Source organism: Mesorhizobium sp. M0659 (genome assembly GCF_040320605.1).
In the GTDB taxonomy this organism is placed as follows: Bacteria; Pseudomonadota; Alphaproteobacteria; order Rhizobiales; family Rhizobiaceae; genus Mesorhizobium.
Genome location: NZ_JAMYPY010000045.1, coordinates 1 through 17225, shown reverse-complemented (window position 1 = coordinate 17225; position 17225 = coordinate 1). Strand labels below are relative to the sequence as shown.

Genomic DNA, 17225 nt, shown 5'->3' with positions numbered 1-17225 from the left:
CCCCCATCCCCCTTCGCCCCGGGGGCCCGCCCCTGTGAATAACCGCCTGGGGCCGCGCGGCCCCGCGGCCCCCGACGGAGTGGGGGTCGACGGAGTGGATGTCGACCCTTGGGGCGCAAGGCGAGGTGATGTTTGCCCCTATTGCCCTTCCTATGTCCGTCGCGGCGGTTGCCAGGTGGTTCCCCCACTCCGTCTCGGCTTCGCCGAGCCACCTCTCCCCCCTCCGGAGGGAGAGGAAAGTGTGGCGCGCCCCGATCTCTGGGCCGCGCCGGGCGCAGGGAGATACGCCCTATTTCTTAATCACGGCGTTGGCCTTGGCAGCCGCTTCCTTCAAGCCTGCCTCGGGGTCGCCGCCGAGATAGATTTTCTGCATGGCATCCGAGGTGATCTGGGCGACTTCTTCCCAGCCGGGGATGACCGGTGCAAAGCGAGCGTCGGGCAGCAGTGCGGTGAACGCGGCGAGGTCGGCATTGTTGACGTAATAGTCCATCTTGGCCTCTTCCTTGTTCACCGGCAGGAAGCCTTCCCCTTGCGTGAACTTGGCGCGCTGTTCGGTGGTGAACAGGAAGTCGAGCAGCTTCCAGGCCTCATCCTTGTTCTTGGAATTCTTGAACATGATGATGGAATCGGTGACGCCGTACGTGCCGCGCGCGCCGGTCGGTCCGGCGGGGATAGCGGCCACGCCATATTTCAGGTTCGGCGCCTCGTCCTTGATCTGGTTGGACAGGAAGGGTGCGGTGATCATCATGCCGACCTTGCCCTGCTTGAACAGGTTCTGGACGTCCTCGCGGTTGTTGGAGGTGACGCCGGGTTCCGTCAGGCCTTCGTCGATCATCGACTTGTAGAGCTTGGCGGCTTCGAGCGCGCCCGGCGTGCCGAGGCCCGACGTGCCATCCTTGTTGAGAATCTCGGTGCCTTGCGACCACATCGCATAGTAGTAATAGACGTCGGTCTCGATCTCCTTGCCCTGCAGGCCGAAGCCGAACGTGCCGGTGCCCAGCGCCTTGATCTTGCGCGCATCCTCCTGCAACTCGGTCCAGGTTGCCGGCGGGTTGGCGATTCCGGCCTTCTCGAACAATTCCTTGTTGTAGTACATGGCGCGCGCCGAAGCCGCGATCGGCAGGCCATAGGTCTTGCCCTCCATGATCGACGGCGACAGGAAGGTGTCGATGAAGCGGTCCTTGAAGTCTGGCTTGATGTAGGCGTCGAGCGGCTCGGCGACATCCTGCTGGACGAAATCGATCAGCCAGCGGGTGCCGATGATCGACAGGTCGGCATTGGTACCGGCGGTGATGTCGGTGGTCAGCTTCTGCAGCAGCACGTCCCACGGCACAACTTCGAACTTGACGGTGATACCCGGGTTGGCTGCCTCGAATTCCTTTTTCACCGCTTCGAAATACGGGCCGGTCTTGGCGCTGTATTCGGCGACGGTTACGCGCACCTCGCCGGCATCTGCCTGCGCGGCCAGGGCGAGCAGGCTCATTCCGGCCATCAGGCCGACAGTCCATTTTGCAAGCTTCATTCGATCTCTCCCATTTGATTGCGCCTGCGCTCTTGCGGCTTCCAGGCGACCAAGGCTTAATGTGACTTTCCTACATTATCCATCATTTGACCTCGTGCAAGCGGATTATCCTGTTGCTTAATTACATTTCTTAAAATAGCGTTTTCCGATTATCGTATCCCAGGGAGGCGCGCAGCGTGGTTTCAAAGGCCGAATTCGCAGGCAAGACCGTGCTGGTGACCGGCGCCGGCGGCGGGCTCGGCTCGGCTATTGTGGCGCTGCTGGCCGAACGAGGCGCGCGCGTCGTCGGCTGCGACCAGTCGCAAGACCAGCTCGGCAGTCCGCATCTGGCGTCGGGCCACGTCTTCGACCTTCTCGACCGGATCTCCACCGATGCCGCGATCACGGCGATCCTCGGGAAAGACGGCGTGCCCGACATCCTGATCAACAATGCCGGCTGGACGCGCGCCGAGACTCTTGCAGCGCTGACCCCCGACAAGATCACGCATGAGCTCGACCTCAATCTGACCGGGGTGATGCTGTTCGCCGATCCGCTGATCAAGGCAATGGCCGCGCGCGGTTCGGGCAGCGTCGTCTTCATCTCTTCCGTCAACGCCATCGCCCATTTCGGCAACCCGGCCTATGCCGCGGCCAAGGCCGGCATCAATGCCTATGCCAAAGCGATCGCTGTGGAACTCGGCCGCAGCGGGCTGCGCGCGAATGTCGTCTGCCCCGGCTCGATCCGCACTGCCGCCTGGGACCATCGCCTGGCCAAGAACCCGGATGTTCTCGGCAAGCTCAAGCGGCTCTATCCGCTCGGCCGCATCGTCGACGCCACGGAAGTGGCCGAAGCGGTGGCCTTCCTTGTTTCGGATCGCGCATCGGGGATAACCGGCGCGGTGGTGCCGGTCGACGCCGGACTGACCGCCGGCTTCCTGCCCTTCATCGACGACATACTGGGAGCGTAGCCATGACCGACGTTGAGTTCCGCGACCTGTCGAAATCCTTCGGACGCCACAATATCCTCGAAAACATCAGCCTCGACATCAAGAGCGGCGAGTTCGTCGTGCTGGTCGGCCCTTCCGGCTGCGGCAAGTCGACCTTGCTGCGCATGCTGGCCGGGCTGGAGCCGATCACCGCAGGCGACCTCTTGATCGGCGGCGTGCGCGCCAACGATTTGCCGCCACAGCAGCGTAACATCGCGATGGTCTTCCAGTCCTATGCGCTGTTTCCGCACCTGAAAGCGGCCGACAATATCGGCTTTGGCCCAAAGATCCGCGGCGAAAGCCGCACGGCAATCGACGCCAAGGTGAAAAAGGCCTCAGGCGTCCTCAACCTGTTCTCCTATCTCGACCGCTATCCCCGGGAACTGTCGGGCGGCCAGCGCCAGCGCGTCGCAATGGGCCGCGCCATCGTGCGCGAACCCTCGGTGTTCCTGTTCGACGAGCCGCTCAGCAATCTCGACGCGCAATTGCGCGTGCAGATGCGCACCGAGATCAAGGCGCTGCACCAGCGGCTGAAATCGACCATCGTCTATGTCACCCACGACCAGATCGAGGCCATGACCATGGCCGACCGCATCGTGGTGATGGACCGCGGCAAGATCCAGCAGGTCGGCGCACCGCTGGAGCTCTACGACCGTCCCGCCAACAAATTCGTCGCCTCCTTCATCGGCTCGCCGTCGATGAGTTTTGTCTCCGGCGCCCTGAAGACGACGCCCGAGAAAAGCTGGTTCGAATCGGCCGGCGGAGGGCGACTGGCGCTCGGCAGCAAGACGGTGCCGGCTGGCAGCACGGTCGAGGCCGGCATACGGCCCGAACACTTCGTCATCGGCGAGGCTGTCGACGCGATGGCGATCAAGGTCGATGTCGTCGAGCCGACCGGCTCGGAAACCCATGTCTATGGCGCCATCGGCGCTGACACGGTGCGCGCCGTGTTCCGCGATCGGATACAGGTCAAGCCGGGTGAAATGCTGCCGGTCTCGGTCGCGCCTGCAAACATCCATCTGTTCGACACGGCGACAGGCCTGCCGCTATGACAGCGCCGGCATGAAAACGAAAACACCACGATGAAGACGACAACCCAGAAATGAAAACGCCGGCCGACATCATCACGCGCCTGCAGCTGATGTCGCAGGACGGCACCAAATCGGACCGCCGCCTGGCCGGCCTCGTGCTGACCGATCTCGACTTCGCCTCCAAGGCGGCAATCTCGGAAATTGCCGCGCGCGTCGGCGTCAGCGAGCCGACGGTCACCCGTTTCTGCCGCAATCTCGGCTGCGAGGGTCTGCGCGATTTCAAATTCTACCTGGCGCAGGCGATCGCCATTGGCGGCCAGTATCTGTCGCCCGAACCGCTGAACCGCGACGCGCGCGAGCAGCGCATTGCGTCGGCCATCACCGAAGCGGCAATCGCCGCCATCCAGCGCGCCAGCGAAAACCTCGACATGAAGACGCTGGTGGGCGTGGCCGCGCGCATCGTCAGTTCGGGCAATGTGCTGTGCATCGGCTCCGGCGGCATTTCCTCGATGATGGCGACCGAGATGCAGAACCGGCTGTTTCGGCTCGGCGTGCCGGTGCTGGCGCAGATCGACGGGCAATTGCAGCGCATGTATGCCGCGGTCGCCACATCGGAGACGACGCTGATCGCGTTCTCGGTGTCCGGCTATGCGCGCTCGGTGATCGACGCCGTGCAGGTGGCCCAGCAATATGGCGCCACCACCATCGCCGTAACTCCGCCGGAATCAGCGCTCGCCAAGGCCGCCGACACCGTCATCCAGTTCCAGTCGCTGGAAGACGGCAACATCTACAAGCCGACCTCGTCGCGCTATGCGCTGCTGTCGATCGTCGACATGATCGTCACCTCCGTGGCCGAGACGCGCGGACCCAGGGTTCTCGAAAACCTGCGCCGCATCAAGCAGAGCGTGAACACGCTGAAGGTCGACGATCCGAAATTGCCGCTGGGGGATTGAGAGCGGGGCGGAAGCTGCCAATCTCGTGGGGGAGATGTCCGGCAGGACAGAGGGGGGCGCTGTTCCGCCGACAGATCAAGGGGCTGCATGCGGCAACGCTGGATCTTCGATCAGCGGCTGAGCGCCCCGATACGCTGCGCCAGCACCGCCGGATCACCCGCGACACGCACCGTCTTCAGCCGCGCCGTGCCGCCTGCAATGACCGACACGGCCGATGCCGGAACGCCCAGCGCCTTGGCCGCCAGCCGTTCCAGCGCCGCATTGGCCGCGCCATTCTCCGGCACGGCGCGCACGCGCGCCTTCAAACGGCTGCGCCCGTCGGCCGATACCTCGACGCCTTCGAGCCTGTCCACCGAACACTTCGGTGTCAGCCGGATAAACAGGTCGATGCCGTCGACGCGCAAGCGGAATGGCGCGCTCATGCCATCGTCAGGCTCACAGGACCAGCGGCGCTATCGTGGTGAGAATGAGCTGCCTGAGAAAGAACAGGAGCAGAAGCAGGATGATCGGCGAAATGTCGACGCCGCCGAGGTCGGGCATGAACCGACGGATCGGCCGCAGCGCCGGCTCGGTCAGCCGGTAGAGCATGTTGCCGATGCTGCCGACAAATTGATTGCGCGAGTTGACGACGTTGAACGCATAGAGCCAGGAAAAGATCGCCGAGGCGATGATGACCCACCAGTATAGGTCCAGCGCCATGACGATTGTTTGAATGAGGGCGAGCATGCCGGTCTCCGATTGTTGCCGACATGTAGCCATTGCGCGCGAAACCGGCAAGGGCCGGTCGCCTACAAGCACCGGGCACAAGGGAATTCGGCAAAACCCCGCCTTGACAGGAAACCGCAGCCTTCGATAAATGCGCCATCCGCTGGACGGGGCTGTAGCTCAGCTGGGAGAGCGCGTCGTTCGCAATGACGAGGTCAGGAGTTCGATCCTCCTCAGCTCCACCAGCGGATTTTTCCTGCCTGTCGACACATCTGACTTCCGACACGTCTCGTCAAAGCCCCGCCTTCGCTGCGAGATAGGGTGCCAGGGCAAGCGAGTAGCTGGCGGTCAGATGATGACTGTCCCGCCAAACAATGATGTTGCCGACAACTGCCGGGCATAGTTGCGGTCCGCAAATGGCATCGACCATATCGATAGCGCGCACATTTTTCTGTCCCTCCGCGGCCAGCGCCAACACGTTGCTCCGCTCTATATCGCTCAGTTTGGTGACGCATTTCGTTGGGGTCGAACCCAGGCAATCGCCCGGGTCGAATTTCATAAATGGCGTGTTGCGGATGGCAACGATTTGCGAGCCGGCGTCCGTCAGCCCGCTCCAGAGACTTCGCAGCCCCTCGATCATCACGTCTTGCTGAACCGCTCCGTAATTGGACTGGCTGGTGAAGATCAGATCCGGTTTCAGCTTTAGGATCTCGGCCAGCACCTTTTCGTGCCACTGCGCGCATAAGACGTTGGGTTTGCCATCCGCCGTGATGGCCACGCGGGTGAATGGGCAGGCGGATTTTGTAAAGGTAACCAGTTTGAAGTTGCGGTCCTTTGCGATCTTGTCCAGTGCCGGCACCCACTGGGCTGCATGAGAATCTCCCACCAGAACCATTGTTTTCGCACCCGTGGGATCGCCTAGAGAGCATCGTTTGGGCTCCGAGCTTTCCTCCTGGTGGCACTTCCTTGCATACACGACCGGCACGTCCCGCCTCAGCCGGGCCAGCGGCGGCAGAAGGTTCACACCGTCCGGGACCACGGCGCCGGAGACGAGAGCGGCGGGCCCAGGGTAGGAAGGCGTGCCGATCAGCGCGGTGTCGATGCGTTCGGTCTTCAGAAAGAGCAGCAGGCTGCCGGATGCGGCCACGCATGTGAGAACCGCCGCGGTGCCGTACCCCAGCGGCTTCCACCAGGCGCCGCCCCGGGCTTGCCGGTAGCGCTGCTCAACATATCGATAGGACAGATCCGATAGAAACAGGGTCGCCGCAATCAGGCCGAAACCGCCGGCAAGGGTCAGCGAATGACCCTGCGCCTGGAAGATGGTGATCAGCGGCCAATGCCATAGATAGACCGAGTAGGAGCGATCGCCGATGAAACGAAGTGGCAACGAATCGAGCCCACGTAACCGGCCGACTTCAACCTCGCCAGCCAGGATGACCAGCACTGTGGCCAAGGTCGGCAACAACGCACTGACGCCGGGAAATGGAGTTGCAGCGGAAAACAGCAAGGCGGACGCAACGATGCCCAGGATGCCGGCGATCGCCAGCCACTGTCTAGTGAGTGCCGCCAGTCGAAACCGGTGTTCGGTCAGCACCAGCAGACCACCCAGCGCCAATTCCCACAGGCGGGTATGGCTGACGAAATAGGCCTGGGCCGGATCCGTCGCCGTCAAAACGACAGAGGCAACAAGTGATGCCGCGAAAATGAGCGACAACGCCCCGATCAAGCAGGCCCTCAGCGGAAGGTCACGGCGGCGCGCCAGCCAGATCACGCCGATCATCACCAACGGCCAGGCGATGTAGAACTGCTCTTCGATGGAAAGCGACCAGTAGTGTTGCACCGGGCTCGGCAAGGTGTCGGCCTCGAGATAGCTGACCGCAATCGAGGCCAGCCGCCAGTTCTCGACATAAAGAGCGCTCGCCACGATCTGGTTGCCTATTTCCTCCCAGCGCGCCTTTGAGATGAAAAGCAGCGTGCCCAGCAATGCCACTAGCAGCACCAGGGTTGCTGCCGGCAACAACCGTCGCACCCGTCGCGAGTAGAATTCGATCAGTGAAATCTGGCCGTCGCGCAACGCCATCTGCGCCAGCAGGCCGGTGATCAGATAGCCCGAGATGACGAAAAAGACGTCGACGCCGACATAGCCGCCGGGCAGCACAGCCGGCCACAGGTGATAGACCACGACAAGCGCGACGGCCAGTCCGCGCAACCCTTGTATTTCGGGTCGAAACCGACGGTTCTGATCGATTGTCACCGGGTATCCCCCAACAGTCTCAGCCGGCCTGGATCAACCGGCAGTCCGCGCCACGATCTTCATAAGGGCAGAGTGCCGTGAGGCAAGAGCCGATCGCAGCAGTTCATTCCCTTTCCGTCTCCAGTCCGCTCACCAGCGTGCCGACGAAACCCAGCAGCTCACTTTCGAGGTCGGTGGACGCCAGGCCAATGAAACGGTCTTCGAGCGAGATGGCGACGATCCCATGCACGGCGGAGAACAGCGTGCGCGCGCGGGCCAAAAGCTCCGGCGTTGCCGCCGCCGGGAGCAGCGCCGCCAGCGGCTCGACCAGATGCTGGATCAGCACGGCATGTTCGGCCAGATGCCATCCGGGCACCGCCACGCCTGGCGCCATGCGATGCTCGAACAGCGCCTTCCACGCCATGCGATTGTCGCGCGCGAAAGAGAGATAGGCTTTGGCCAGAGCCCTCAGCTTGGCCCTTGGCTCGGCCGCGCCGGTCGCCTCCTGTTCCAACGCCGCCCCAAGTCTTGCCAGCGTGATCGAGTTGACGTGCAGGATGAGCTCGTCGAGGTCTGCGAAGGCGGTGTAGAGCGCGCCCAGCGCGCAGCCGGCATCGGCCGTGATGTCGCGTGCGCGCAGGCCGGCGAGCCCCGAGGCTTGAATGCGCGCGTGCGCGGCCTCGATCAGCCTGCCTTTGAGATCCTCGCGTTTGGCGTTCCGTTTTGCGGTCATTAACCTTCCTTATGCGCAAGTCATGAACAACGTTCATTTTATCCTTGAACGCCGTTCACAGTGTGCTACATTGCGTCGTGAACAACGTTCATAGAGGAGAAACGGAAATGTTGAAACAGTTTTTTGCTCTCGTTCGCGGCCGAAGCTACGAAGCCGCCGAGGCGGTCGTCGACCGCAACGCGCTGATAATCCTGCGCCAGCAGATCCGCGATTGCGCCGACGCTATCGCGGCCGCCCGCCGGGCGGTTGCAATTGCCATCGCCCAGAATGAACAGGAAGTCGCGCAGTACAAGAAGCTTGTCCTCCGCATCGACGATTTGGAGAAGCGCACGATCGCCGCGATCGAGCAGGGACAGAATGAACTGGCCCGCGAAGCCGCCGAAACCATCGCCATGCTGGAAGCCGAACGCGACGCCTCCGCCGAGGCGCAGAAAAGCTTCGGCACCGAGATCGAGCGTCTCAAGCGGATCATCCGCGTCTCCGAAATGCGCCTGCGCGAATTGCAGCGCGGCCAGCGCATCGTTGCCGCGGTCGACTCGACCCAGCGCCTGCGAGAAAGCGCGCCCGGCTCCAGCCTGTCGGCGCTCAGGGACGCCGAGGAGACGCTGCTGCGCCTGCGCACCAGGCAAAAGCAGATCGACGCCACCGGGGCCGCCATGGCCGAGATGGAACAGTCGGGCGATCCTGCCGCGGTCAGCGAGAAGCTTGCGGCCGCCGGCTGCGGCGCGCCGCTGAGAAGCAGCGCCGACGCCGTGCTCGAACGGCTCCTGATTGTATCCAGCCTGAAACAGACCCACGCCCAACCAACCTAACCTTGAAACGAAAGGACCATATCGATGACCCCGAACACCTATTCCCCCAAGGACTCAAGCGCCTGGAAGACCTTCACCATGGCCAGTTTCGCCGTTGCCGCCACGATGATGGCCGGCGGCATCTACTTCATGGAGGCGAGCTTCGCCGCCAAGGGGTTTTATGCGATGGCCGCCATCATGCTCGTGCACACCTCGATCACCATCACCAAGACGCTGCGCGACTCGGAGGAGGCAAGCCGCTTCATCAACCGGCTGGAAGACGCCAAGACCGAGAAGTTGCTGATGGAAGTCAGCCGCAGTAACGAAGTGTAACCGGGTTCCCGCTAAACAAGGCTCAACGCGCAAGACCGCTGATCAATCCAGCCAGGATTTTTAATCGGTCTTGCCCAATGGAAGTCGCCGCTATGGAAATCGCCCCGATCAATCGTCCGACAGCTCATCTGATGACATCCAGGCGCTTTGCGCCCTTGTTCTGGACGCAGTTCCTGTCCGCCTTCAACGACAATTTCCTCAAGAACACGCTGGTGTTCCTTATTCTGTTCACGCTGGCGGCGGACCAGGCGGCATCACTGGTCACCTTGGCGGGCGCCGTCTTCATGGCCCCCTTCCTGCTCCTGTCGGCGCTCGGCGGCGAGCTCGCCGACCGCTTCGACAAGGCGCTCATAGCCAAGCGTCTGAAATTCGCCGAGATCGCCGCGGCGGGTGTCTCCGTCGTCGGCATCGCCCTGTCGTCCATTCCCGTGCTGATGACGGCGCTGTTGATGTTCGGCATTATCTCGGCGCTGTTCGGACCGATCAAATACGGAATCCTGCCCGATCACCTCGAACGCAAGGAACTGCCCAAGGCCAACGCCTGGATCGAGTCAGCCACGTTTGCCGCGATTCTCGGCGGCACCATAGCCGGCGGCGTCGTTTCCGCCGATGGCATCGGCGTCGCGGTGTTCGGACCGATCATGATGGCGCTCGCCGTCGGTTGCTGGCTCGTCAGCCGCTATATCCCGTCCACCGGTTCGGCGGCGCCCGACCTTGTCATCGACAAGAACATCTTCCGCTCGACCTGGCGCCAGGTCGCCGAATTGCGCACCGACACGCGCATCTGGCGCGCCGGCCTGATGACGTCGTGGTTCTGGCTGATCGGCGCCATCGTGCTCTCGCTCCTGCCGGTCCTGATCAAGGATTCGCTCGGCGGCAACGAAATGGCCGTCACCGTCTACCTCGCCGTGTTCGCCGTCTCGATCGCCATCGGTTCGGCCATCGCCGCCTGGATGTCGCAGGGCCGCATCGTGCTGTTGCCGGCACCGGTCGGCACGGCGCTGCTCGCCCTGTTCGGCCTGCATCTCGCCTGGACCATCTCCAGTATGACGCCGTCGCCCCAGGCGGAAACCCTTGGCGCATTCTTCGCCGGCCCAAACACGATCCGCGTCGCCATCGACCTCGCCGGCATGGCCATTGCAGCCGCTTTCCTGGTGGTGCCGACCTTCGCCGCCGTGCAGGCCTGGTCGCCCGAAGCGCGGCGCGCCCGGGTCGTCGCCGCCGTCAGTATCGTCAATGCCGGCTTCATGACTGGCGGCGGCATCATCATGGCCCTGATCCAGACGAAGGTCTCGACCGGCGGCATCCTGTTCGGCCTCGTCGCGGCCAATGCGATTGCCGCCTGGCTGATGCTGAAATATTTGCCGACGAACCCCTTCCGTGACTTCGTCTCCATCCTGTTTCGCGCTTTCCTGCGCCTCGAAGTCGAGGGCATGGAAAACCTCAAGGCGGCCGGCAAGGCGCCGATCCTGGCGCTCAACCATGTCAGCTTCCTCGACGGTCCGCTCGCCTTGACGCTGACCGATGAGGAACCGGTCTTCGCCATCGACTACACCATTGCCCAGGCTTGGTGGATGAAGCCGTTCATGAAACTTGCCCGCGCTTTGCCGCTCAACCCGGCCAAGCCGATGTCGACCCGCACGCTGATCAAGATCGTGCAGGGCGGCGACCCGCTGGTGATCTTCCCGGAGGGACGCATCACCGTGACCGGCGGCCTGATGAAGGTCTATGACGGCGCCGCCATGGTTGCCGACAAGACCGGCTCGATGGTTGTGCCGGTGCGCATCGACGGGCTGGAGAAGACCTACTTCTCGCGGCTGAGCTCGCAGCATGTGCGCCGCCGCCTGTTCCCGAAGGTCAAGGTGACCATTCTGGAACCGGTCAAGCTCGAGGTGCCGCAGGAGCTGAAGGGCCGCAAGCGCCGCGCCGCGGCGGGTTCCGCGCTCTACCAGGTGATGTCGGATCTCGTTTTCCGCACCCAGGACATAGACAAGACCGTACTGGAAAAGATCATCGAGACGGCGAACGAACGCGGCATGAAACAGCTCGCAGTTCAGGATCCGGTCACCGGTTCTCTCAGCTACAGCAAGCTGCTCACGGCTGCCGCCGTGCTTGGTGAGAAGTTCCAGAACCTTTATGCCGACCAGCAGACGCTGGGCATCATGCTGCCCAATGCCAACGGCTCTTGCGCGACACTGCTCGGCGTCATGTCCGCCGGCAAGGTTCCGGCGATGATGAACTTCACCGCAGGTGCTGCCAATATTCTGTCCGCCTGCAAGGCCGCCGAAGTCCGCACCGTGCTGACGTCCCGCGCGTTCGTCGAACAGGCAAAGCTCGGCGCTGTAGTCGAGGAACTCGGTCGCTCGGTCGACATCGTGTGGCTCGACGATCTCAGAAAGACCATCAGTCTCAAGGATAAGCTGCTCGGCTTGCTGCGCAAGTCGACGCCGCGCGCGAAACGCAAGCCCGGCGATGCGGCGGTGATCTTGTTCACCTCGGGTTCGGAAGGCACGCCGAAGGGCGTCGTTCTGACCCACCGCAACATCCTGGCCAACGCCGCCCAGGCGGCGTCGCGTATCGACTTCCATTCGGGCGACAAGGTGTTCAACGTGCTGCCGATCTTCCACTCCTTCGGCATGACCGCGGGCACGGTGCTGCCGTTGATCTCCGGCGTGCCGGTCTATTTCTACCCCTCGCCGCTGCACTACCGCCTCGTGCCGGAACTGATCTACGGCTCGAACGCGACGATCATCTTCGGCACCGACACCTTCCTCTCCGGCTATGCCCGCACCGCGCACCCCTACGACTTCCGCTCGATACGCTATTGTTTTGCCGGCGCGGAGCCGGTCAAGACAGCGACGCGCATGACCTATATGGAGAAGTTCGGCGTCCGCATACTCGAGGGCTATGGCGTCACCGAGACGGCGCCGGTGATCTCCATCAACACGCCGATGTACAATCGCTCTGGAACCGTCGGCAAGATCATGCCCGGCATGGAATACCGCCTCGATCCGGTCCCCGGCGTCGACGAAGGCGGCCGGCTGTTCGTGCGCGGCCCCAATGTCATGGCCGGTTATCTCCGGGCCGAGAAGCCCGGCGTGCTCGAACCGCTCGACGACGGCTGGCATGATACGGGCGACGTCGTCGCTATCGACGAAGGCGGCTTCATCACCATTCGGGGCCGCGCCAAGCGCTTCGCCAAGATCGGCGGCGAGATGATCTCGCTCGCCGCTGTCGAAGCGCTGGCCGGCGAATTGTGGAAGGGCTCGCTGTCGGCGGTCGCCACAGTGCCCGACGCGCGCAAGGGCGAAAAGCTGATCCTCATCACTGAGGCATCCGGCGCCACACGAGCGGAATTCCTCGCCTACGCCAAGGCCAACGGCGCCATGGACCTGATGGTCCCGGCCGAAGTGCGGGTGGTCTCAAAGGTACCGGTCCTTGGCTCCGGCAAGCTCGACTTCGCCGCCGTGACAAAAATGGTGCGCGACGAAGAGGCCTTGAAGACCAAGGCCGCCTGACCCGGCTACGGCAACGGGCCGACGCAAGAGCCGGCCCGTTCAGTATGATCAACCCTTCGCATGCCGCTGCGAGATCAGCATCGCCATGCGCTGGACTGCCCGCAGCTCCATTTCCACGCCCGGCGACGATGCCAGCGCCGGCATGTTGAGCGCCACCACGGTCAACGGCTCGAGCGTCGCCAGCAGCACATGGGTCGCCTCAAATTTCTCGAACAGCCATGCCAGCTGCTCGCGTATATCCTGGTCGACTGGCGCCCCCGGCTGCGTATCGGCGAGCGAGCGCACGGGCTCCTGCTCCAGTGCACGGGCCAGCACCTTCAGGTCGAAGTCGCCGAGGTCCCCTGCCGGCAGGATCAGCGCGCCGTCGACAAGGATATGGCTCTGCAGGCCGCGCAGGAAGCGCGCCGAGTCGGTGAGATCACCCTCGGCCATGTGTTTCAGCAACGAGTCGCGGCGCTTCTCCGCGGTGAGGCTGACGCTGTAATTGTAGATGACTGCCAGCAGCGTCGCCGACAGCACGATCACCACGCCCTGCACACTGCCGCGCCAGCCGAGATCGTCGATGCCGCCCAGCGCCAGCCCGGCGAAAACCGAGCTCAGCGTAATCACGGTAAAGGCGCCGATCGTGTCGCGATGGCCGAGGCTGGCGCGTCCAAGGCCGATCGTCAGCCAGCACAGGAACAGGATGGCGATGCCGCCAAGCCGAACCGGCACTTCGAACAGGCCGGGCCGGTAGTCGGTGACCATGAACGGAATGATCAACAGCAGCGACAGCGCCATGCGCTCGACCGTGCGGTTTTCGGCCGCCGACAGGCTGTCGCGATCGCGCGTCATCACCAACCAGCCGATGGCGAGAAAACCTCCGAACTGGAAGGCAAGTAGTACCGCCATTCGCCATGGCTCGGCAAAGCGTTCCGGGATCGGCGCCAGAACGAAGAACAGCAGGGCACCGCCGGCGGCGAAGAACTTGAGAGCGAACGGCGCGTGCCGGCGCAGCAGGCCTTCGGTCAGCAGCAGTGCGGCCAGCGGCAGCAGACCCGCCGCCGCGATGGTGACGAAGCGGAAAAGGGCAAGACCCGTGGTCCAGTCGAGGGTGCGGCAGGCGAGCAGAACCGTCAGCACCCGCAAACCGAACAGAAAACGCCGCGACAGCGGATCGCCGGTGTCGCGCCCGCCGACGACCGATATCACGATCAGCAGCCCGAACAGCGCCGCCAGCGAGGTGATGGTGTCGGCCACGAGCGTGTCGTCGAGGTTCATCGGTCAGCGCCCATCAGCTCACACCCAGGCATCATCACGGATGAAGCCATCAGCGTGTCCATGGTCTCAGCACATTCCATTGGCGGCTGCTATCCGCCCAGTGTACCACCGGCAAAACCAGCCGCTGCAGCGTGGCCGCCGCACCTGCTACCGCAAGGGCGGCAAGCGAGCCGCGCGGAACCGCGTCGGCGAGATAGGTGCGCGCCGACTGAAAGCTCATCTGGCCGATCTGCAGCACATCATCGCCGCGCGTGTAGTCGAGTTCCTTGCGGCAGAACTCGTTAAAGGTCTCGACGCGGTGCTTGGCCGCCTCGTCGAAGGTCTTCTTCAGATCGTCCGAGCCGCCCGTATAGGCGTTGGTGATGACGAAGCGCTCTTCGTCGAAACCAGCTTCGGGGCCGACACCGAAGACATGGCGATGGCGCGCCATGATCTGCCGCGCCAGAAGCACATGGGTAAGCGAGCGGCGCGCGCCGGCATGCGGTCCTGGGAACACATTGCTGAACGCCTCCGCGACCATGCCGACGACAGCGGGTACCTGGGTGACATTGGAAATCCAGATCGGCCGCAGTTGATTGCGCAAAAACATCAGGAAGCAGGTCAGGCCGTAAAGGATCCAGCTCAGCCCGCGGCTGCGCTCGTCGGGATCGATCATGACCAGACCGAGGTGCAAGACTTCATAGGGCTTGCCGGCGAGCGATATCTCCATCAGCGCCAGCGCGTTGAAGGCGATCGGCTGCCGGTCGCTGCGCCGGTAGACAATGGTGATGATGGAATGTTCCAGCCGGCTGCGGTCGCCGGAAAACACGCCATAGGTCAGGCTGCCGAACTTCAGTGTCTTGGACGCTACCAGCCGCAGATCGCTGCTCAGCTGCTCCAGTTCGGCAGCCTTCATCCAGCGCCCGGGCCGCTCCACGACGCGCGTCTCGTAGTCGGCGGATACGCGCATGCGCACATCCATGAACCGACCCGGCAGCAGCTGCAGAACCGCCTTGAGCACTATTTTTCCCCTTTGCAAGAACTCCGACCGTATAGTGGCCGCCGTCCACCTAAGACGCGGTAAACCCGAGACGGCAGTTCTTGGTTGTACTCAACAAAGTAAAAGAACAGCTGCCAGCCAGTGCGGGCTCAGCTTTCCGCAGCAACCAGATGGCCGCCGCCGACATCGTTCAGCGCCAGCTTCAGCGGCGCCTCCCCGATCCTGCGGGTGGCGCTCGGGATTTCCTGGTCGAGGCGCGCGAAGCGCGTTCTGCGCTGCGCCGGATCGGGCACCGGCACGGCGTCGATCAGCCGCCTGGTGTAGGGATGGCGCGGGTTGGAAAACACCTGGTCGCGCGTGCCCATCTCGACGATCTGGCCGAGATACATGACGGCAACGCGGTCGGAAATGTTCTCGACCACCGCCATGTCGTGCGAGATGAAGAGATAGGCGACGCCGAATTCGCGCTGCAATTCCTTCAGCAAATCGAGCACACGCGCCTGCACCGAGACGTCGAGCGCGGAGACGCTTTCGTCAGCGATGATCAGTTTTGGTCGTAGCGCCAGCGCTCGGGCGATGCAGACGCGCTGGCGCTGGCCACCGGAGAATTCGTGCGGGTAAAGCTCCATCTGGTCGGCCGACAGGCCGACACGCTCGAACAGCGCCCCCACCCGTTCGCGGCGCTCGTCCTTGGAGGCGATGCCATGGATCACCAGCGGCTCGGCGACGAGCTCGCCGACGCGCATGCGCGGATCGAGCGAAGCGAAGGGATCCTGGAAAATCATCTGGACGTCACGGCGCACCGCCTTGCGCTCGTCGCGGCCAAGACCGGAGAGATTGCGCCCGCCAATGACGATGTCGCCGCTATACGGCGCCAGTCCGGCCAGCGCCTTGGCGGTCGTCGACTTGCCGCAGCCGGATTCGCCGACCAGAGCAAGCGTTTCGTTGGGCGCGATCGAGAAGCTGACGCCCTCGACGGCGTGGACGCGGCGGGTGACCCGGCCAAAGATGCCGCCACGCAGATCGAAGCGGACATGCAGGTCGTTGACCTCGGCGACATTGGCCGGTTTCAAGACGTCAATCGCATCCCTGGATTTCTGTCGACCGACACCACTGCCGATGCGCGGCACGGCAGCCAGCAGTTCGCGCGTATAGTCGGCCTGCGGGCGGGCAAAAATATCCGATGTCGTGCCTTCTTCGACCATGCGGCCGTCGCGCATGACGATGACCCGGTCGGCCATTTCGGCAACCACGCCCATATCGTGGGTGATCAGGATGACGCTGGTGCCATGCTGGCGCTGCAGGTCGCGCAACAGCTCCAGCACTTCGCCTTGCACGGTGACGTCGAGCGCCGTCGTCGGCTCATCGGCGATCAGCACGTCGGGCTCGAGCGCCAGCGCCATGGCGATCATCACCCGCTGGCGCATGCCGCCGGAGAGTTCGTGCGGAAACTGCTTTAGCCGGCTTTCCGCCTCCGAAATGCGCACCGCCTTCAACGCCTCGATCGCGCGCTGGCGGGCTTGCGCCGACGACAGGCTGGTATGCGCTTCGATGGATTCGGTCAGTTGCCGGCCGATCGACAGCACCGGATTGAGCGAGGTCATCGGCTCCTGGAAGATCATGGCGATGCGGTCGCCGCGAATGCGCCGCATCTGGCGTTCGTCGAGGGTTGCTAGGTCGGTGTCGCCCCGATTCCCATCCCGAAGACGGATCATGCCTGACGATATGCGCGCCGCCGGCTGCGGCAAAAGCTGCATGATCGCCAGCGCGGTCATCGACTTGCCGGAGCCGGATTCGCCGGCAATGCAAAGCGTCTCACCGCGCGCCAGCGTCAGCGACAGGTTGGAGACTACATTGCGCTCGCCGTCCTCGCCGCGCACGCTGACGGAGAGGTTGGCGATGGAGAGGACGGGGGTGTCGGCGAGGGTCATTGTGGGTGGAGCCCTGCGACGGATTGGTTCCGTCGCACCATTCGCACAAACCTTGGCGCTGCCCCCCACCCGGACGTCCGGTCCGACCTCCCCACAAGGGGGAGGTAGGGCGGCAGCGCTTTACCCTCCGCCTTGTGGGGAGGGTCGCTGCGAAGCAGCGGGGTGGGGGTGCAGCGCCGACCTGACATCATTCAAACACGCAACGCGGAAAATAGAACGACACCACCCAATTCGGCATGTCGACGATCTCGCTGATGCGCAGATCACCACA

Annotated in this window: 14 protein-coding genes and 1 tRNA gene; 7 read left to right on the top strand and 8 right to left on the bottom strand. The window is 63.5% G+C overall.

Features of this window, described 5'->3' with window-relative positions; translation table 11 throughout:
* Positions 1–289 precede the first annotated feature (289 nt).
* Positions 290–1522, bottom strand: coding sequence for an ABC transporter substrate-binding protein (locus NKI31_RS31315; protein WP_023668607.1), 1233 nt, complete (start codon positions 1520–1522; stop codon positions 290–292).
* Between the two features lie 176 nt (positions 1523–1698).
* Here NKI31_RS31315 and NKI31_RS31310 point away from each other — a divergent pair, with 176 nt between their 5' ends.
* Genes NKI31_RS31310 through NKI31_RS31300 form a run of 3 tightly spaced genes read left to right on the top strand, consistent with a single transcriptional unit; the run spans position 1699 to position 4471 of the window.
* The gene (locus tag NKI31_RS31310) at positions 1699–2469 is read left to right on the top strand and encodes an SDR family oxidoreductase (RefSeq protein WP_023668606.1); all 771 of its coding nucleotides are present in this window, start codon (positions 1699–1701) and stop codon (positions 2467–2469) included.
* 2 nt (positions 2470–2471) lie between these two features.
* A complete protein-coding gene (locus NKI31_RS31305) occupies positions 2472–3539 on the top strand; it encodes an ABC transporter ATP-binding protein (protein ID WP_352653406.1) in 1068 nt (355 codons plus the stop codon).
* 50 nt (positions 3540–3589) lie between these two features.
* Positions 3590–4471 carry a MurR/RpiR family transcriptional regulator gene (locus NKI31_RS31300; RefSeq protein WP_023681445.1) on the top strand — a complete coding sequence of 294 codons (882 nt, stop codon included), beginning with the start codon at positions 3590–3592 and terminating at the stop codon, positions 4469–4471.
* A 110-nt stretch (positions 4472–4581) separates the two neighbouring features.
* Here the strand turns inward: NKI31_RS31300 and NKI31_RS31295 are convergent, their stop codons facing one another.
* Positions 4582–4893, bottom strand: a complete 312-nt coding sequence (locus NKI31_RS31295) for a DUF167 family protein (protein WP_023715892.1) — start codon at positions 4891–4893, stop codon at positions 4582–4584.
* A 13-nt stretch (positions 4894–4906) separates the two neighbouring features.
* A complete protein-coding gene (locus NKI31_RS31290) occupies positions 4907–5197 on the bottom strand; it encodes a YggT family protein (protein ID WP_023668602.1) in 291 nt (96 codons plus the stop codon).
* A 148-nt stretch (positions 5198–5345) separates the two neighbouring features.
* Here NKI31_RS31290 and NKI31_RS31285 point away from each other — a divergent pair.
* A tRNA-Ala gene (locus NKI31_RS31285) sits at positions 5346–5421 on the top strand.
* A gap of 47 nt (positions 5422–5468) precedes the next feature.
* Here NKI31_RS31285 and NKI31_RS31280 read toward each other — a convergent pair.
* Both NKI31_RS31280 and NKI31_RS31275 read right to left on the bottom strand, forming a co-directional pair.
* Positions 5469–7430, bottom strand: a complete 1962-nt coding sequence (locus tag NKI31_RS31280; RefSeq protein ID WP_352653405.1) for an acyltransferase family protein — start codon at positions 7428–7430, stop codon at positions 5469–5471.
* A gap of 103 nt (positions 7431–7533) precedes the next feature.
* A complete protein-coding gene (locus NKI31_RS31275) occupies positions 7534–8142 on the bottom strand; it encodes a TetR/AcrR family transcriptional regulator (RefSeq protein WP_352653404.1) in 609 nt (202 codons plus the stop codon).
* Between the two features lie 107 nt (positions 8143–8249).
* On the opposite strand from NKI31_RS31275, the gene NKI31_RS31270 reads away from it, so the two are divergent.
* From NKI31_RS31270 to NKI31_RS31260, 3 genes are all read left to right on the top strand, one after another.
* Positions 8250–8954, top strand: a complete 705-nt coding sequence (locus NKI31_RS31270; protein ID WP_352653403.1) for a PspA/IM30 family protein — start codon at positions 8250–8252, stop codon at positions 8952–8954.
* 24 nt (positions 8955–8978) lie between these two features.
* Positions 8979–9266 (top strand): YiaA/YiaB family inner membrane protein, encoded by a 288-nt coding sequence (locus tag NKI31_RS31265; protein ID WP_023668598.1) that lies wholly within the window; start codon positions 8979–8981, stop codon positions 9264–9266.
* Between the two features lie 92 nt (positions 9267–9358).
* Positions 9359–12784, top strand: coding sequence for an acyl-[ACP]--phospholipid O-acyltransferase (locus tag NKI31_RS31260; protein ID WP_352653402.1), 3426 nt, complete (start codon positions 9359–9361; stop codon positions 12782–12784).
* A gap of 48 nt (positions 12785–12832) precedes the next feature.
* Here the strand turns inward: NKI31_RS31260 and NKI31_RS31255 are convergent, their stop codons facing one another.
* The 3 genes from NKI31_RS31255 to NKI31_RS31245 all read right to left on the bottom strand — a co-directional run bounded on the left by NKI31_RS31255 (position 12833) and on the right by NKI31_RS31245 (position 16954).
* Positions 12833–14044 carry a hypothetical protein gene (locus tag NKI31_RS31255; RefSeq protein ID WP_352653401.1) on the bottom strand — a complete coding sequence of 404 codons (1212 nt, stop codon included), beginning with the start codon at positions 14042–14044 and terminating at the stop codon, positions 12833–12835.
* Between the two features lie 49 nt (positions 14045–14093).
* Positions 14094–15044, bottom strand: coding sequence for a hypothetical protein (locus NKI31_RS31250; protein WP_352626012.1), 951 nt, complete (start codon positions 15042–15044; stop codon positions 14094–14096).
* A gap of 128 nt (positions 15045–15172) precedes the next feature.
* Positions 15173–16954: an ABC transporter ATP-binding protein gene (locus NKI31_RS31245; RefSeq protein WP_023698727.1), complete on the bottom strand. Its 1782-nt coding sequence runs from the start codon at positions 16952–16954 to the stop codon at positions 15173–15175.
* Positions 16955–17225 lie beyond the last annotated feature (271 nt).